The organism is Ornithinibacillus sp. FSL M8-0202, from assembly GCF_037975285.1.
GTDB classification, from domain to species: Bacteria; Bacillota; Bacilli; order Bacillales; family Amphibacillaceae; genus Ornithinibacillus; species Ornithinibacillus massiliensis.
Window position 1 is genome coordinate 1,799,864 of sequence record NZ_CP150248.1, and the last position, 18,616, is coordinate 1,818,479.

17 protein-coding genes and 1 tRNA gene are annotated in these 18,616 nt (G+C 38.3%); 1 reads left to right on the top strand and 17 read right to left on the bottom strand.

Annotated features, from left to right (window positions below):
* Positions 1-9: 9 nt before the first annotated feature.
* From tilS to MKY78_RS09430, 5 genes are all read right to left on the bottom strand, one after another.
* Entirely contained in the window at positions 10-1,404 is a 1,395-nt protein-coding gene (gene tilS, locus MKY78_RS09410; protein WP_339217542.1) for a tRNA lysidine(34) synthetase TilS, read from the bottom strand.
* A gap of 48 nt (positions 1,405-1,452) precedes the next feature.
* Positions 1,453-2,382 carry a protein kinase family protein gene (locus MKY78_RS09415; RefSeq protein WP_339217544.1) on the bottom strand — a complete coding sequence of 310 codons (930 nt, stop codon included), beginning with the start codon at positions 2,380-2,382 and terminating at the stop codon, positions 1,453-1,455.
* Entirely contained in the window at positions 2,357-3,091 is a 735-nt protein-coding gene (locus tag MKY78_RS09420) for a VWA domain-containing protein (RefSeq protein ID WP_186871128.1), read from the bottom strand. Before MKY78_RS09420 ends, MKY78_RS09415 begins: the two co-directional genes overlap by 26 nt.
* Before the next feature lie 89 nt (positions 3,092-3,180).
* The gene (gene spoIIE / locus MKY78_RS09425; RefSeq protein WP_211740766.1) at positions 3,181-5,628 is read right to left on the bottom strand and encodes a stage II sporulation protein E; all 2,448 of its coding nucleotides are present in this window, start codon (positions 5,626-5,628) and stop codon (positions 3,181-3,183) included.
* Between the two features lie 373 nt (positions 5,629-6,001).
* Positions 6,002-6,469 carry a DinB family protein gene (locus MKY78_RS09430; protein ID WP_339217546.1) on the bottom strand — a complete coding sequence of 156 codons (468 nt, stop codon included), beginning with the start codon at positions 6,467-6,469 and terminating at the stop codon, positions 6,002-6,004.
* Positions 6,470-6,629: 160 nt separating this feature from the next.
* On the opposite strand from MKY78_RS09430, the gene MKY78_RS09435 reads away from it, so the two are divergent.
* A tRNA-Met gene (locus MKY78_RS09435) sits at positions 6,630-6,703 on the top strand.
* Between the two features lie 215 nt (positions 6,704-6,918).
* Here MKY78_RS09435 and MKY78_RS09440 read toward each other — a convergent pair.
* From MKY78_RS09440 to MKY78_RS09495, 12 genes are all read right to left on the bottom strand, one after another.
* On the bottom strand, positions 6,919-7,302 hold the full coding sequence (locus tag MKY78_RS09440; RefSeq protein ID WP_186871125.1) for a S1 domain-containing RNA-binding protein: 384 nt from the start codon (positions 7,300-7,302) through the stop codon (positions 6,919-6,921).
* 71 nt (positions 7,303-7,373) lie between these two features.
* Positions 7,374-7,751 (bottom strand): septum formation initiator family protein, encoded by a 378-nt coding sequence (locus MKY78_RS09445; protein WP_339217550.1) that lies wholly within the window; start codon positions 7,749-7,751, stop codon positions 7,374-7,376.
* Between the two features lie 4 nt (positions 7,752-7,755).
* Entirely contained in the window at positions 7,756-8,355 is a 600-nt protein-coding gene (gene yabQ, locus MKY78_RS09450) for a spore cortex biosynthesis protein YabQ (RefSeq protein ID WP_339217552.1), read from the bottom strand.
* Entirely contained in the window at positions 8,352-8,654 is a 303-nt protein-coding gene (gene yabP, locus MKY78_RS09455; protein WP_186871122.1) for a sporulation protein YabP, read from the bottom strand. The genes yabQ and yabP overlap by 4 nt, the downstream gene beginning before the upstream one ends.
* 53 nt (positions 8,655-8,707) lie before the next feature.
* Entirely contained in the window at positions 8,708-8,971 is a 264-nt protein-coding gene (locus tag MKY78_RS09460) for an RNA-binding S4 domain-containing protein (protein WP_339217555.1), read from the bottom strand.
* Between the two features lie 5 nt (positions 8,972-8,976).
* Positions 8,977-10,425, bottom strand: coding sequence for a nucleoside triphosphate pyrophosphohydrolase (gene mazG, locus MKY78_RS09465; protein ID WP_339217557.1), 1,449 nt, complete (start codon positions 10,423-10,425; stop codon positions 8,977-8,979).
* A 13-nt stretch (positions 10,426-10,438) separates the two neighbouring features.
* Entirely contained in the window at positions 10,439-11,974 is a 1,536-nt protein-coding gene (locus MKY78_RS09470) for a polysaccharide biosynthesis protein (RefSeq protein ID WP_339217559.1), read from the bottom strand.
* Positions 11,975-12,127: 153 nt separating this feature from the next.
* Positions 12,128-12,664 (bottom strand): stage V sporulation protein T, encoded by a 537-nt coding sequence (gene spoVT, locus MKY78_RS09475; protein ID WP_186871118.1) that lies wholly within the window; start codon positions 12,662-12,664, stop codon positions 12,128-12,130.
* A gap of 225 nt (positions 12,665-12,889) precedes the next feature.
* A complete protein-coding gene (gene mfd, locus MKY78_RS09480; RefSeq protein ID WP_339217562.1) occupies positions 12,890-16,408 on the bottom strand; it encodes a transcription-repair coupling factor in 3,519 nt (1,172 codons plus the stop codon).
* Between the two features lie 126 nt (positions 16,409-16,534).
* Positions 16,535-16,765 carry an anti-sigma-F factor Fin family protein gene (locus MKY78_RS09485; RefSeq protein WP_211740769.1) on the bottom strand — a complete coding sequence of 77 codons (231 nt, stop codon included), beginning with the start codon at positions 16,763-16,765 and terminating at the stop codon, positions 16,535-16,537.
* A 150-nt stretch (positions 16,766-16,915) separates the two neighbouring features.
* Entirely contained in the window at positions 16,916-17,479 is a 564-nt protein-coding gene (gene pth, locus MKY78_RS09490) for an aminoacyl-tRNA hydrolase (RefSeq protein WP_339217563.1), read from the bottom strand.
* Positions 17,480-17,959: 480 nt separating this feature from the next.
* Positions 17,960-18,592, bottom strand: coding sequence for a 50S ribosomal protein L25/general stress protein Ctc (locus tag MKY78_RS09495; RefSeq protein ID WP_339217564.1), 633 nt, complete (start codon positions 18,590-18,592; stop codon positions 17,960-17,962).
* Between the last annotated feature and the right edge of the window lie 24 nt (positions 18,593-18,616).

The window sequence follows — 18,616 nt, forward strand, 5'->3', positions numbered from 1 at the left end:
ATAATCCTCCTACAATTTACCTTGTTGATAATTTAGTTGTATATATAAGGAATGTTTTTGCTTTGGTATAGAGTCGCGTTTCTTTATACCAATAAGCCATAGTATATCCCCATTATTATCCGTTACTACTGGCCATCTATTCCGATCATGTAAAGGTACTTTTGCATCAATAAAAATATCTTTTAACTTTTTACTTCCATTTAACCCATTCCACGTCATTCGGTCCCCGTCCTGCCGGTTCCTAATATGTAAAGGCAGTACTACTTGGCTTGCCAAACAAATATATGTATATTCATTCTGTATAGCAACTTCATTTGTATATGTAGCACGTATTGTATCACCATTAGGTAATAGCACCTCACCCGGTACTGCTAACACTTCATGGAAAGGTTCATTTTCTTCTTTCTGTTGAAAATAAAAGATAAGTTTATTATATGCTTTTTCTACCTTTAAATGACGAGGAAAATCAATTTGGACATTTCCCTTTTCTCTACTCATTAACATAAAGAATTGCTCTTCATGGACATAGGATAAATCTTTAGGTACGTCCTCATGATATAGATAGTTTAATATTAGATGAAAGGCTCGCCTTTGTAAAGCAGATGCACGTGATTGAAACTGATCAATACGAAACATGACTTTTATTGGTTTTTCCTCTGTAATAACAACATCCTCAAACAATTTTTTTGCTTCTGATTGTAGGAATGTCTCATCCATTTCTAATGATTCATTTAAATGTTGAATCGTCTTGTGTAAATTAGGGTTCTTTTCCTTTAATAAAGGGAGTACCTTATGCCGAAAATAGTTCCGAGTATAATCGATCGTTTCGTTCGATGGATCAAGTCGTGGTACGATGTTATTCTCCTTACAGTAATCCTCAATTGCTTTCTTTGTTACACATAGGAATGGTCGTATGATAAACCCACCAGCAAATTCACGTTTAACTGGGATACCGGCAAGAGAGCTGGAATCAGCCATACGAACCATTCGCATTACCATCGTTTCTGCTTGATCATCACCATGATGACCAAAAGCCAAATAATCCGCTTGGAAATGCTGCATTTGCTCTGCAAAAAAAGCATAGCGCAACTCTCTAGCTGCTATTTGGGTGCCTAAGTGCATTTTCTTTTTATATTCGTTCACATCAATCGATGTTCCCACAAATTCTATCTTCCACTTTCGGCAAATATCCTCCACATAGTGAAGATCCTCCACACTTTCCTCTCCACGAAGTCCATGGTCTACAGAAAGTGCGACTATCCGTAATCTCCATTGCTTCTGCATCCTGTTGAGAAAATGTAAAAGTGCCAAAGAATCCGGCCCACCTGATACAGCAACTAATACAGTAGACTCCGGGGAAAGTAGTTGATGCTTATGAATAAAGGATTCTACTACTTCATTCACTCATGTCCACCTTCTTATTCTTAAGTACTTCTCATTTTACCACTCTAATTAAGGGATGAACAACGAAGAAAGATAAAACCCTAGCGCCACGATTAAAAACCCTACAGACTCTACTGCTAGTGAAGGATTGTCTTCTTTCCTTCTCGTTGTAGATGCTTTGGATTGCTTCTGCAAATGATAAATTACAGCAGATACTTCTTGTTTCATTTCATCACTGGTATGATATTTCCCGAGCAATGCTTTCTTAAAACATGAAGTATACGGTTGAAGTGCTTTGACGTCATTAATTTTCTTAAATAACGTAGCTTGTGGATTGGACCCCTTAGGAAAATGCCTTGGATAATATACACTAATAAACACCATAACTAACGCAAATAGATCATAGCTTGGCTCAGCCTTTCTCGTTCCTAGTCCCCAATAGCCACGGTCATAGAACTCTGTATATTCTTTTATCGCTCGACCAACTTGTGTGGTACCACCGACATCAATCCATCTAATGCGCGGTGGTGCATGGCTAACCAATAAATTGTCTACCTTTAAATCACCAAATATCCAGCCAGATTGATGTAAATTTCCAAGGTCGTCTAATAGCTGCAGCATAAAGACGCCAATCCATTCGTTGCCATGCTGCTTAATAAATTCTGGTAAGGTTCTCCCTTGGATATATTCCATGACATAAAATGAAAAGGTCGTACCTTGGGGCGTTACCCAATCATCTACATCCAATAAATAAGGTCCAAGACTTTTCGCTTGGACCTTCCCTAGTGATTTTAATACATTGACCTCCATTGTAATGGAAGAACTTTTATCACTAATCTTCAATGCAGCCTTTTTTCCACCTGCATCACATAGATAAACCGACCCAATCGCACCATTTCCAATCTTTCGGATGATAACGTATCGTTTTTGATGCCATTTACCGGTGATTGTCATCCCAGGCTTTAGAAAAGTATCATGCGTTCTCGATGTCTTGTTCATGATTTCCTCTAAAGCTCCTTAACAAGCTTTTCTTACCAAACTGGTACATTGCCTCACGGATAGCTGGCCCTGTTGGCGTAATTCCACCACTTGTAAGCTTCGGAAATACAGATGAAATGGAATCCAACTTCGGAGACCAGTCTAGTACTTTATCAATATCCTTACGTTTTCCTGGGAAGTTATAAATTGCAAAGCGATTTCTTCCAACTCTGGAGTTAAGGCTAATAGATAAATCAATTAATGCTTCCTTAACGGTAGGTAATTTATCATGCATACTTGCACTTGTATCAATAAGTACCAATACCTCTAGGTCACTTGTTTCACCCAAGTCCTCCACTACTTCCATTATTTCTCCTCGTTTTTCAGGGTCTAAATCTTCTATCGTTTGCTCTTTACCTAATATTTGCTTCAGCTCCATATTAACAAATCCCTGGATTGTTTGCGTCATGGCTTGTTTTGTTACCGTTTGTACGGTTTGTGATAATGCCTGCTTATATACTAGCTGGCTTACTCCGCCACCTGATAAGGCAATTTCTTCTACCTCTTGTAGACCTTCAGGATCTTCTGTTTGATCGTCTTCCAATATACCAATGACATTAACTGTTATCCCTTGCTGAAATGCTAATGCAGCTGTTGCCGCTGGGTCTTCCCCTTTATTCGAACACCCATCTGTAATTAATAGAATTTGCTTTAAAGTCCCCTTCTTCATACGAAACACCTCCATATTATTCCTTTACCATCATTGACAAAAATGCTTCGAGATATACCTTTTTCAAAGAAGGAATCTAGCAATTCTATTTAGAGCGCCTCTGTTTGGTAGATTGGAAACGTCGCCCAACGAGGAACATTCTTTTTCACCTTTGCAACTAACACGGTCATATCATCCTCTATTTCACCGGAACGTGTTCGAATCACTTCTTCTAGTAAAAGGTCGGCTATCTCCTGCGGTTGATCTGTCTCCATCTCGCGGATTTTTCGTTTCAGCCAAACATCTGTGTTCTCGACATGCTTAGGACCATCAAAAATACCATCACTCATCATAATCAGGATATCCTCGGACTGTAATTGTTCATTAACAATATCAACATCGAATTCCCTAATGATTCCCATTGGCAGGTTGCTCGCCTCTATTTTTAACAGCTGGTCGCCACGCTTGACAAAGCTTGGTGTCGACCCAATCTTTAGGAAGCGGACAAACGCATTATGTAGGTTAATCACAGCTAAATCTAGGGTTGCAAACATTTCATCCGTTGTCCGTAATGCTAAAATAGAATTGATTGATTTTATCGCAACTTTTTCTGGGATACCGGTTTGGAGTATTTGTTGTAATAACCGTAATGTTTCTTTACTCTCCTCATTAGCCCGTACACCATTGCCCATGCCATCACTGATGGCCATGGCATATTTTCCTTCTCCAAGCTCCATCATCGTATAACTATCTCCAGAAATAATACCTCCACCTTTTGCTGCGTGGGCGACACCAGTTTCTACCGTATATTCCTTTGCCGAGCCAAATGCAAGGAAGGAATAACCATTTGGAAACGGCGAAATATCCTCCTCTTTGACAACAATCGTCTCATTTAAAATATCCGATAAAACTGGGGCAATTAATTTTTCTCCCTCGCCGCGATAATCATAGAATAGGGCTGTTATTTCAATATCAACGTTTCCTTTATCTAATCGATAGACATCTAGTTTCTCTAGTTCAATTCCAATCGATTTTAGTGCATGGACAATTTGTATTTCTTGTTTTTCATGGTGCTCCCGTTCCTTTAAAATTTCTTTAGCAAAGTCCTCCATCACATCGGATACTCCTTGAAGCTGTTCGGCAACAAGCTTCTTACTCTCCACCACTTGCTTTCTTAGCTTGCGATTTGCTTCAAAATAGGACATTTCTTCCTTCATCGTATCGATTACTTTTCGCGATTTAATACAATGGTTTTCAAACTCTCGAAGAACCTTTCTGTTCGGTTCATTTCCAGTTTCAACATTTTGTTTCAGCATATCCATTAACGAATATGTCGTGTCGAATTGCTGTTGCCAACACCTTTCTTTCATAAAGCAGGTTTGACAGGTTTTTTCTGTAACATTACTTAGGAAGTAATCGGTCTCTCGCTGCGATTCCTCTTCCTCAAGGGAGTAATTTTCCGCCGAGCTAAAGCTTTTGGATAACGCCTCAAAGACCTCGGAAAATTGCTCTACACGTTTAGCGGTTACATTGCGGACCTTCTGCAAGTATTGTTGCTGTTCATTGGCATGCTCCTCTGTCCCCGGAATGTATCGTGATAATTGTTTAAACCAGCTACCTGGCGTAAGTAAAAATAATAGGATAGCGACTGATGACTCCATTAAGGAAGGAATTAATGAACTAGAATCGCCATAAATTCCTACCAAACATGTTCCGACTAATAGACCTGCTCCAACACCTATTTTTTTTCCTTCTTTTAATAGACCTCCGAGTAAACCAGAAAAGGCTAGTAAACTCATTTGATATAAGTTCGCTACATTTGCTAGCGATAAAATTAACCCTGCCACAACCCCAACGGTAGATCCAATGGCCGCTCCACCTACAAAGCCAAATAATAAGACAAAATATCGTGATAAAACTTGTTCAATAGATGCGCCATAAAGCTCCCATCCGACTGTTCCGGTTAGAATGGAGGCAATTAAAATTATCATACAGACAATTTCTTCATTTTTTAAGGTTGGCCGATACCTTCTTTTGGAAAGCAATGGGACACTTTGCATAAAGATTAGGACTAATACTGTTCCAAGTACTCCCTCTACTAGTATTAGCATCCATTCATAAGAAGTAAGCTGTCCATAAATAGAATATAAGAAGATTCTTGGTGCAACAGTTGCAAGAAACACAAATATAGGAATTTTAATTTGTTCACTTTTCACGTTTTGAAAGATAGTAGAAATAATGATGAAGAAAAATAGGGAAATACCGACAAATACACCATGCGTTAACGATATAGTAAATGCACCAATCATGGTTGCTAAGAGTGTTTTAGCGGCTTTATCCTTATGCATTAGCCATAAGGTTGCTAAAAAGGCTACTGCGAAGGGGGAGACCACCGATAGAATAACAGCTCGTCCGAGTAAAAAACCTACCAGCACAAATAATAATCCGTGATCCAGTAAGATTTTTTTCCCTTGTGTATATAATTTCATTTTTATGTTTTCCAAGAATGTGCTCTCTACTTCAATTGCTTTTGTCTGGACTCTAGTTACCGATTCCATTCAACCACTCCTCTTTGACGGTTTATTTATTTCATTTTTTTGTTCTAACTTGAGGGATTATATACATATACTCATTATGGACAGGTGTTCTTTCATAACAGTAAACCATAAAAGGTTATTTTTTTTTGTCAAAAGAAGAGGATAGATTTTAAAAATCGTTCGACTGAAATCTAGTGGGTGATGGGTGATTCTACATATTCCTTATATTGCTGTGTCGTTTTTGTCATAGACCGCCAGCGCCTATAACAAGGGATTTCTTGTAGGTTTGTTACTAGAATAGAAGGCGAATGACTAGTGAATAATCCATTCTTAAATTGGCAAATAAAAAAGAATCACGTCAGATACGAGATTCTTTTTTTGCAAATACATAGACTTAGTATTGGTTTATAAACCGTTTTAGATATTGTATAGCGGTAGTATGTAGCCCTTCGTGGTAGATGGTTCGGGTTAGGACTTGTTCGATGGTGTACATGCCCATTTCGGTTGGAGGGAATTCTTCTTCTAGTCGCTCTTCATATTTCGCTTTAATATCGGTAATTTGATACGTTAATCGTTCCTTTAATTCTGCTAGATTAGGTGTTTCCTCGGTAAAGTTATTAGGATTAGTCCCAAAACCAAACCATTGATTTAATTGATTCGTCTCTTCAGATGTTTCTTTGGTTAAAGCATAGATCCAAAGGTATTGATCTAAATAAATATGACCTAAGTTCCATCTAATATTGTTATGAAACCCCTCTGGTATCATGTTTGCTTCTTCCTCTGTCAACTCCTCGACTAGTCGTAATGTTTCTTTTCGGTATGCATGCAGCTGGTTAAATAATACTTCATGATGTGCCTTCACCTGTTTTCACCTCATTTCATGTCGTTTTGCTAATATATTCGACATTATCTGAAAATATCCTCTTTAATTAAAAATATTGACATGAATCGAAACGTATTGTATGATGATTTTTGTTGACTCAAAGAAATCGTCTTTGACATCAACTTAATATAGATTATATGGCGGCGTAGCTCAGCTGGCGAGAGCGTACGGTTCATACCCGTGAGGTCGTGGGTTCGATCCCCTCCGCCGCTATCATTTTAAAAAACCTGTTATCTCTTTTGATAACAGGTTTTTTACTTTAAACCAACTAGCCCGCATCCACTCTACACGGTGCTTTTACTTCCCACACGATGAATCATTTTTTGGTGTACATACATAAAAAAAATAGCTACCTTGATGATAGCTATTTTTTCGTAACTAACCTATATGATAAAAATTCTAGAGCATTATCTGGTAGACAGCATCTACTATCCTCTTTTAGCACCTCGACCTCCACGTCTGGATTCTGTGTGCTTCTTCAAAGAGGCTAGGCGATCTTCAGAGTCCTTGAGAAAACGGTTCATTTTAGCTTCGAATGTTTCCGTACGTTCTCTAGGATTTTGACGGACTGGCTTCTTTTCCTTTGCTTTCTTTATGGATAAACCAATCTTACCATCTTTTTCAACATTAATTACTTTAACCTCTACTTGATCACCAACAGAAAGGTGTTCATTAATGTCTTTGACATAATTGTCGGCAACCTCACTAATATGAACAAGTCCTGTTGTTCCTTCACCAAGCTCAACAAAAGCCCCAAAATTAGTGATACCGGTTACCTTACCTTGCAGCTTGCTGCCTACTTCAATTGACATAAAAAAAATGCTCCTCCTTAAGAAATTAAAATACTTTACTTATATATTATAGCGAAGCCAGTAAAAGTGTGTCAATAAGACGAGTCCTCATCCGGAGTTTTAAAAATTAGCTCTCCTTCCTTTGATAGGAAGTATTTCGTACGTGCTATCTCTAGAATATAATCCTCATCATTCAGTAATTGAATCTCTTCTTTGAACTTCTTCTCTTTTTGTTCTAAGTCTGCTAGTTCTTCTTGTAACTGCTTATATTCTTCCATTTTTTCCGTATGTAAGGTTCGTTGTTGAAAGTGATAGACCGCCATGCTGCCAGCAATGAATGCGATAAGCGTCATAAAAAGAACCAGCCTGCGAACAAGTCTTTTCTTTTTCCGCTTCTGTCTTTCTACATGCGCATCGTATTGCTCCATATATTGAGAGTTCAGTTTCGTCACTGTTTTCTTCTTTTGCATAGCGTCACCTCCTCTTTGATGTGATATACCTTAAGCCTTTTCTACATATATTCTGTATTTTACTATAAAATCCTGCTAAATGGTGTAAAAATAATTTGAACTTTTTAGGTAGTAGCTGGTATATCTTCATCAAAACCCATTTTATCGGTATAAAGAGGCATTTTATAATAAAGCCCAAAACTAGCATAATCATATTAAAGAGGAAAAGTATGCTAGCTATGATTATCTTCACGATATATTTTATTGGCGTAATAAATAATCCATTTACTAGACTACGAACAACTTGATAAATTTTATTAACCAGGATAATTAGACTTTCCAATACGCGTTTATAGAGCTTTGCGGCAAATACTTGATATGCCGCAAACCCTAAAAAACATGCAGCGAAAACATACAATCGTAGCTCCCCGGCGTTTACTTGAAATAAAATAAAATATAAAATAAACATCTGGGTGAGCCAAAAGCTTACTTCCATCACATACACTAAAAACACATTCTGTTTCCAGTGCTTATGGAATCGGCGAAAGGTATCTAATGCCATACCAAGATAAAGGCCTCCACCTATCATGGAAACCATGGTTAAAAATTGGACACTAAGTGTCATCGGAATAGCTTGCTAAAGAATCCTTTAGCCTTCTCCTGGTGATGTTCATCTACATAGGACATCTCATAAATCTTCCCTTTAATGGAGACAACACCTTCGCCAACATCTAGATTTTTTAACTGGAGGTTTTGACCACGAATGATAAGATATCCCATCACAGTTTCTAGCAGAAATTCTTCATTATCAAAACTATCCACTTCTTTTACACCAGTAATTTCTAATAGTCTACGATTATTCAGTTTTAATTGATGATCTTGCTGTTGTACTCTTGTACTATTTTCTTTTTCATAATAATTCATATCCGCTTCCTCCTTATCACTAATAACTTATGAAAGGAGGGACAAGTATAGAACTACTCTGATTCGATTTTTTCTTCTTTTACAATTCTATAAAGCATACTAGCTTCATCTTTTCGTACGGTTTCTTTTAATGATGTAACCTCAGCCGTTACTAGTTTTTGACCGAACCGTATTTGTAACGTATCCCCTACTGCTACAGTTGAAGAAGCTTTAGCCTGATTACCGTTAATCGTGATTCTACCTTGGTCGGCTACTTCTTTTGCTAATGTTCTTCTTTTAATTAAACGAGATACCTTCAAAAATTTATCTAAACGCAATGATCTCACTCTCTTTCCTTTGCTTGATTCCAATAGTAATCCATTTCTTCTAAACTAGTTTCCATTATATCGAAGCCTTTTTCTTGTAATTGTTGCTCTATATAGGAAAAGCGTTCGATGAACTTCTGGTTCGTCAGGCTTAGGGCATTCTCTGGATTTACTTTATAATATCTTGTTAAGTTGGCTAGTACAAATAGTACGTCACCAAATTCTTTTTCTATTTCCACTTTATCATCCGCTTCAATGGCCTTTTGTACTTCTTTTATTTCCTCATCAAGCTTGTCCCAAATATCCGCTGCTTGATCCCAATCAAACCCTACTTTTGCTGCCTTCTTTTGCAATTTATAGGCTTTTAGTAGGGCTGGTAGAGCTTTTGGTATACCAGCTAATATCGACTTCCGTGTTTCTCCTTTTTCCACTCGCTTTAATGCCTCCCAATTGGTCAAGACATCATCAACAGAATCGACTGTTTCATTGGAAAAAACATGGGGATGGCGGTGAATCATTTTATCGGTGATGGATTGAATAACATCATCGATCGTGAAATACCCATCATCTTCACCAATCTGGCTATGAAGCATGATTTGCAAGAGTACATCTCCCAGTTCCTCGACAATTCCTTCGTCATCTTCCTCATTGATTGCATCAATTAGCTCATACACTTCTTCTATCGCATATTCTCTTAATGATTCATGGGTCTGCTCTTTGTCCCATAGACATCCATTTGGTCCTCTTAACGTAGCAATTACTTCTCTAAGTCGATTGAAGGTATGATTTAATAACTGCTTCGGTGCCGGTGGAACATATACACTCGTTAAGTTACTAACTTCTACAGAATGATCTAATTCCTCTAATGGAATAGTTACCTTTTTCTCCTGATCACTTCCTGCTGCATCAATAATGGTAATCTCATAGTCCGGTGGTAAATCCTCTAATAACGCTAGCTTCACCTCAGAGGCGGTAAAGCGATCGTATACCTGACAAAATACAAGATGGTGCTGATAAACGAGCTGGCTTCGTTCAAATCCAGTTGCATCAACAAATTGGAATCCATCGATTGGATCTATTTGTAAGGAGGTAAATAATGCATCTAAATAGCTTTGACCCCCAATAATGTCCACTTCTACTTCATCTTGCTCTAACAATAGCTGAACGGTCTTTTCTGCTAACATAGGATGGCCTGGTACGGTATAAATTAATGAATTTTCTTTTGCCTTTTCTAAAAGAACACGAACAATCTCTTGATAAACCGATGCAAACTCCTGATTCTGCTCATATAAAGAATCAAATGAAATAAACTGGACACCTTCTTTTTGTAACGATTCTATTACTGGGTGATCTAGTGTTCGTGCATAAAGAACCGTGTTCTCCTTTGTTAGCTTACGATAAATGCCAAGTGGTAGCTGATTTATATCCCCTGCCCCAAGGCCGATTACTTCAATTTTTTTACTCATCGATAGACCTCCTTTAACGTCCTGTCAATCTCTTTCCAAACGGTATAAGCTCCATTTCCTTATCCGTAAACGCCTTAAATCGCACTAATAAAACGAAATAGATTACAGCTCCAACTCCCGATAGCATTAATACTGTGAAAAGCAATGCCAATCTAGAGAAGGATTCTGTCGGAAGAAGCCAATCAGCAAAGACTAAAAAGGCAACCATGCTACTATTCGCTATCATAAAGGCCTTCCAATGGATAGAAAATACATGATGGCTATTTTTCTTCAGTTTTCTAATGGTACAGATGGCTAGAAACAACAGGCTAACCACTGTACCAATTGCACTTCCTATAATGCCCCAATACGGAACGAGTAAGGTATTCATAACCCACTTTACGATAAATGCCATTGCAATATATAATGCTGTCCATTTAATAAAACCTAGTCCTTGTAATATAGAGCTAGCAGTTATCACCATCGCACTTAAAAGCACCGCCCACATCAGAATCATTAACGCTATTTGGCCTTGATTGTCCTGATATAATAAGCGGTTTGTTTCCGGAAATAGGAAGATTAATCCTATACTTGCACCCCAAGCTAAATAAAAGCTAATTTTTAATGAGCTTGTAATATGGGCACGTATTGGTGCTTGATCCAATGACTGCATGCCCTTTGTAATACTCGGCATTAAGGCTAAGCCAAATGATGAGCCCAATACAGCACCAATTTGTATCAGTGGCTGCCCCCGATCAAATACACCTTTTGCTTCCATTGCCTCTTGATCTGATAACCCACTTTCGATTAACCCAGGTACAACGGTAAATGAATCTGCAAATTGAATAATTAACAAAATCATATGGCTTAATGCTGCAATAAACCCATATACGATAATGGTTTTACTATAGTATTTCCAAGGAACCGGACCAGTTCCCTTCTTCACTGGCTTATTCTTTACAAAGAAAATAATTAATATCAAAAAAGCAACTACAGATCCAACGATAGCAGCAATCCCAGCAAAGATTCCCACCCAGTAGACATCCACTCCATATATAGCGATGAAGCAGGCAATCCCAATAATTATCGATACACGAGAAAGCTGCTCACCGAGCTGGGAATAAGCAGTTGATTTCATTTCGGACTTTCCTTGAAATATTCCACGTAACAATGCGGTAAAAGGAATAACAATCCATAGTAGACTTGCCACTTGGTATCCCGTAGTAAGCTGTTCATCCCCTACGAATAGCGCCATTTCATCCGCATTGATGTATAAGAGTAGTGCAAATACCCCACATATTCCGAACAGGATCGCCAAAATAGGAAGCATAAAATACTTCATAGAAGTGTCTTCTGTTTCTGCTGTTAGCTTCGAAATAGCTGTTGGAAACCCATATAAAGCTAGTATCAAAATGATACCAATAATCGGATAGATTTGCTGATAAATATAAAAACCTATATCGCCTGTAAGGTTTTGCAATGGAATTCGATACCCTGCACTTAATACCTTACTAATCACTCCTGCTAATGTAAGGATTAAAGCACCCTTAACAAATTTATTCGATTCCATTATCCATAACTTCCTTTATTACAATTCTCATGCTGGTAAAATTCCACTACATTATACCATACGTATTACAAAACAAAGGGAACCGACTTGTTCACATGAAAAAAAGAGTAAAAATTAGTTGCTTCCTAACTAATTCTTACTCTTTTAAAAAATTTACTCCATTTGCTTCGCCAAAAAGCTAGATGCGGTTTCTAATGCCTTTTGCTCCACTTCACTTAATTTACCCCCGTCACGTGAAAACATGACGACACAGCCAATCGGGTCTCCATTTGCTATAATCGTACTGATACAGTAAGAGTTTACTTCTTCCTCTTTCCCCGGAAGTAATTCTAATGTACTTGCATCGGTTTCCAGTGTTTGCAGTCTACTCTCAATTGCCTTTTCGATTTTAGGTCCAATGTTTTTGTTTAAGTAATCTTTTTTCGATTCTCCTGCTACCGCAATGATTTCATCACGATCACAAATAAATACTGGGTGATGAAGAGAATCGAATAGCGCTTGGGCATATTCTGTGGCAAAATTGCCTAATTCATTGATTGGTGAGTATTTCTTTAGAATAACCTCGCCTTCACGATCAATGAATATTTCTAATGGGTCTCCTTCACGAATTCGTAAAGTTCTTCTGATTTCTTTCGGGATGACTACTCTACCTAAATCATCAATCCGTCGTACAATTCCTGTTGCTTTCATTAAAGAAGCCTCGCTTTCTTATGATGATTTCTCGTGCCAAATATAGAAGCTAAGCCTATTATGTCACTCGTACGGTTATAAAATGTTGGTTAGGATGCAAAGGTTGCTCATAACCGGTACGTACACAACTTCATGCTTATTATCTGTCATGAGAAATTCTCCAGTTGTGTTTTAGTAGTATGAATCATCTTGGAAGAACTATACATGAAATACCATTTATTGTACTTAGCGATTAATTTTATCCATTTTACCAATAAAATCTTTTATTGTATCGTATCGAGTGAAGGAGGAATCTCTTGAGAAACGATAAATAACCTTTAGTTTCGTTTGCTCGGTTCCTAATAAAATTTCTCTCCCATATTCATTCGCCAGTTCAAATACTTTCGCACCATCTACTAGCTTGCTTCTCTCGTCCGATACAAGTAATTCCATTTTATTGCTTTTCTCCGTAATGGATTCGATTCGCTCTCGTTTAGCTAACCATCTGAGCTCTGAAACAATAAATAGATTTTCCACCTCAGTAGGAAATTCACCAAAACGATCGAGTAACTCGTCCTGTAAATCTTGTATGTCTTCTTTTGACGATATGGTCTGGAACTGTTTATACATATCGATTTTCTGTCTTTCATCTTCAATATAGGTATCCGGAATATACGCATCGATTGACAAGTTTAATTCTGGATCAAATGGCTTAACATCCTCAATTTCTTTCCCTTGTTTTCTTGCCTCGATTGCTTCCGTTAGCATTTGGTTATACATATCAAATCCGACAGAATCAATAAATCCATGCTGCTGGGATCCGAGTAAATTCCCTGCACCACGTATCGATAAATCACGCATGGCAATCTTGAAGCCTGAGCCTAGTTCAGTAAATTCTTTTATAGCTTGTAGTCGCTTCTCCGCCACTTCATTGAGAACTTTGTCTTTCTTATAAGTGAAGTATGCATAGGCCACGCGATTAGAGCGTCCTACCCTTCCTCTTAGCTGGTAGAGCTGACTAAGCCCCATGCGATCAGCATCATAGACAATTAACGTATTCACGTTCGGTATGTCAACACCAGTTTCAATAATGGTTGTGCTGACAAGAACATCAAATTCCCCTTCTAAAAATCCAAACATCACGTTCTCTAGCTCGGTCTCATTCATTTGACCATGAGCAAAGGTAACGCGAGCCTCTGGAACTAACATGCCAATATCGCGAGCCATCTTATCAATGTTCTCTACACGATTGTACAAGAAAAATACTTGACCATTACGAGCCATCTCTCTTTCAATCGCTTCTCGAATTAGCACCGGATTATATTCCATGACATAGGTTTGGATTGGAAAGCGGTTTTCTGGTGGTGTTTCGATAACAGACAAATCACGAACCCCTAGCATGGACATATGAAGGGTACGCGGTATTGGGGTTGCGGTTAAGGTTAACACATCAATATTCGTCTTCATCTGTTTTACTTTCTCTTTGTGCTTCACGCCAAAACGTTGCTCTTCATCGACAATTAATAACCCTAGGTCATGATAGACAACATCTTTGGAAAGAAGGCGATGTGTTCCGATTACGACATCCACTACGCCACGTTTTAAGCCCTCAATCGTCTCCTTTTGTTGCTTGGGTGTTCTAAATCTACTTAATAATCCAATGTTAATTGGGTAGTCCTGGAATCTTTCACGAATCGTTTCATAATGCTGTTGTGCTAAGATCGTGGTCGGTACTAGAATCGCTACTTGCTTACCGTCTGAGACCGCTTTAAAGGCAGCACGAATAGCAACCTCGGTTTTCCCATAACCTACATCTCCACAAAGCAGTCGATCCATTGGTCTTTCTTTTTCCATGTCTTGTTTGATTTCTTCAATACAACGTAATTGATCCTCTGTTTCTTGGTACGGGAAGGATGCCTCAAACTCACGTTGTATTTCTCCATCTGGTGAAAAAGCATATCCTTTGCGAGATTCTCTTTCTGCATAAAGCTTTATTAGATCATCAGCAATATCCTCTACAGAGGACTGTACTTTTCGTTTTACTTTTGTCCAATCACTGCCACCTAATTTATATAGCTTCGGTTCTTTTCCTTCTGAACCGACATATTTCTTCACTAAATCAATCTGCTCAATTGGAACGAATAGCTTATCATCACCAGAGTATTTAATTAGCATATAATCCTTATGCTTACCTTGTAATTCTAACGTTTCAATCCCTAAATAACGGCCAATTCCGTGGTTCGTATGAACGACATAATCGCCTACCTTAAGTTCTTGGTAGTTCTGGATACGTTCTGCATTAGAGATATTTTGTTTCTTCCTAGAGCGCTTCGTCTGTTTCTTAAAGAGCTCATTCTCTGTAATGACAGCGAGCTTATGCATTGGTAACTCAATACCACTTGTTATATTCCCAACGATGATAGTAGGCATTTCCACCGGTAACTGTATGTGATCTGAAATCGCTGCTTCAATGTCGTAATCATCCAAAATGGATTGGACCTTTTCAGCCCGATTTTTATTTGGCACAATTACAACAACGGAGTAATCACCCTTTTCCCACCGCTTTAACTCATTTTTAAATAAATGCATTTGCCCGTGAAAATCTTGCATCGCTCTCGATGAAAGATTGACAATGTTTTGCGGGTTTGTGTTTGGAATATGCCGTAGGAACACAGACATGTAAATACGTGTTGCATTCATCCTGCCCCAAATGGTATGCCAATCAAACGAAAACTTACTATCCATAACCATCTTATTTGCTTCCAATAAACTACTGTACCATTCTGCTTCCTCATGGTCTAAATTGGTCGCTGTCTCCTGAATTCTACTCATTTCATCGAGTATGATTAAACCATTATGCGGTAAATAATCTAATAAACTAGCAGGACGATCATAGAAGTAACCGATATACTTATGCATTTCAGGATAATGCTCGAGATTTTTTAATCGTTCAATATCCCCTTCAATGGCATCTACTAATGCTTCCTTTCCTTCTTTAGTCGTGATCTTTTTTAGCGTTTTCGAAAAGGCATCCTCTAATCGCTCCGCACCTCGAAGAATATCTTCATTTGTTACAAGTAATTCGGTTGCTGGTCCTACGGTTACCTCCTGTAAACGGTCCATAGAACGCTGTGAATCTGCATCAAAATATCGAATCGAATCCACTTCTTCATCAAATAGTTCGATTCGGATTGGGTGTGGCTCTGTTACTGGATACACATCAATAATTCCGCCACGTCTACTGAACTCACCAGGAGCTGTTACCATGGAGGCATGTTCATATCCCATATCGACTAAAGAGCTAAGATAGGAGTCGATTGTAATTTCTTCTCCTTCTCTAAATAATAATTGATACTTACTCCAATATTCTATTGGGGGTAATATCCGTTTTAAGGCAGCTACAGGCGCAATTAATACACCTGATTTTTGGTTAGACCACTTCGTCAATGCTTCAATTCTGCTGCTGCGTAGCTCTGGACTTGCGATTGCAATTTCCGTTGCTATTAGTTCATTTACTGGATATAAATGTACCTGGTCCTCATCTAAAAATGCAGTTAAGTCATCATATAATTGTTGTGCCTGTACCAATTGATAGGTAATAAGCAGTATTGGGCGATGAAGCGATGCCTCAACAGCTGAAACTAGCATACTTCTAGCAGAACCAGATAAACCAGCAACTAACTGTTCCTTCAAGCCGCCTTCTACGCCATCTATAATAGATTGTACATCCTTTTGTGATTGTAAATATTGATTAAAAGCCTTCACATCAAAACCCCCATTATGACTTCCCCTTCAAGCACGATATCTTACTAAATTAATAGCATTTAAAAATCTACTAAATAAAAGCGCAAAAATGCCTTGGTTAAGAACCAAAGCTTTGCACTCCATATGCTATTGGATAAAATAATCTAATTCATGATATTCTGGATGATGTCCTAACGATTCTTGGCAATTCTCACAAATTGCATGAATTTGAACATCTCCGTTCTCTTTGTACTGGATCATTTCTCTTTTTTCCTCATCTGTTAGCTTATTCCAACCTAACACGGTAGTATCGACAACTTGTTCTGTTAATTCACCGAGTTTTAGCCCGCAATGTCTACAAGTATAGACAATAGCCATAGAAGTACCTCCTCGAATAAACACATGATTAGTTAATAGGTTTATCCGAAAAGAGATATTTTATACGAGTAGAATCAAATTATCCCTTATGTGTTACACGTTCTAGAAGCTAACTTTTCCTTGAACATGATTTCACTTTATTTATCTTACTCAGAGAGCATTAAATTCATTCATAACTTCTTCAAACGATTGCTCCAACCATTTTTCACATGCATTAGCTGCATTTGTAATGCTTTCTTTTACTAGTGCTTCTTCCTCTTTTGGAAATGCACCTAGTACATAGTCAACTACTGGTATAGGTGATACCGGGCGACCTACGCCTAATCTGATTCGTTTAAAATCTCTCGTGCCCAGTTGATCAATAATAGAGCGGATGCCATTATGACCGCCGTGACCACCTTTTTGTCGTAATCGGATTTTTCCAGTTGGTAAGTCTAAATCATCATAGATTACGAGGACGTCTTCTAACTCAATATCGTAGTATTCCATTAACGGCCGAAGTGATTCTCCTGAAAGGTTCATATAGGTTTGTGGTTCAAGCAGTAACACCTTTTCCCCTTTCAAGGTTGTAATCGTGTAAAGCCCTTTAAATTTCGTCTTGTTAAGATCTAGGTTATGACGTGCCACTAATTCATCTATCACCATAAAACCGATATTATGCCGAGTATTTTGATATTTCTTCCCCGGGTTTCCTAAACCGACAATACATTTCATATTATTTCTTCCTTTTTTAGTATTTAATCTATCTATACAGGCTCGTAGTGTCTTTTGAACACCTACTTAACCATACAGTTATTTACCGTTAGGATGCGCTAACGTAAAACCTTCATCCCATGTAGGCTCTCTTTCATAACAAATACAACAATCGAGGCTGGGACAAAACTATTTCTAACATAGGATAAACCGAACATGACAGTTAGCGCATCAGACCCGCCCCGGAAATATACTTGCGGTTACTTCCTGTACAGGGGTGACATCTGCTCGAAAAGACCATCGCAGTGTCTACTTTACCGTCGGGCGGCTGATGAGCCTCCTCAGAGCTAACGCTCCCCAGGGGTCTCACCGATGCCTTTCCTCCCACAGGAGTCTCCGTATATTTCCGGGGCTAATGTGGTGATTGTTCGTTTTTTATTACCTTTGTTTTAGTTTTGTCCCAGCCTCGTTGTTTTGTATAGTTTTCATATGAATTGGATGTTATTCTTCGTTAGCTTCTGATTGTGCTTCTCCAGTGAATTCTGGTTCTTCACCTGTTTCCTCTTGGCCTTCCATATCGGCATTTGTCGTAGGGGCAAGTACACTTGCAACTACTGTCTCTGGATCATCTGTTACTTGATAGGTCGATGATTCTCCAATCTCCGCTACTGTGACAATATCGCCGATACTTTTATTCGAGATGTCTACTGTAATTTCGTTCGGAATATGGTTTGGAGTTGCTCGTACATTTACTTCGTATAGCGGTTGTTGTACGACACCGTTCTCTGGTTCTCCAACCAAACGAACTGGTACAGTTGTCTCCAATTCCTGTGACATATTCACCACATAAAAGTCTGCATGTAAGAGATCATCTGTTATTTTATCTGTTTGATAATCATGTAGCATAACATCCAAAGGTGATTCCCCTTGGATTTGCAGTGATATGACAGCATTTTTCCCTTCATCTCGAACGGTTTTAAGTAAGGTTATACTATCTACAGATATTGATTTAGAGCCATTCTCTTTCCCATAAACAACTGCCGGAACTTGTCCATTTTCTCTCAGTTGTTTTGTTGTCGACTTTGTATGATCTTCTCGTTTCATAGCATTTAAGGTTACTGACATCCATATCATCCTTCCACTCGAAAAACTAGTATA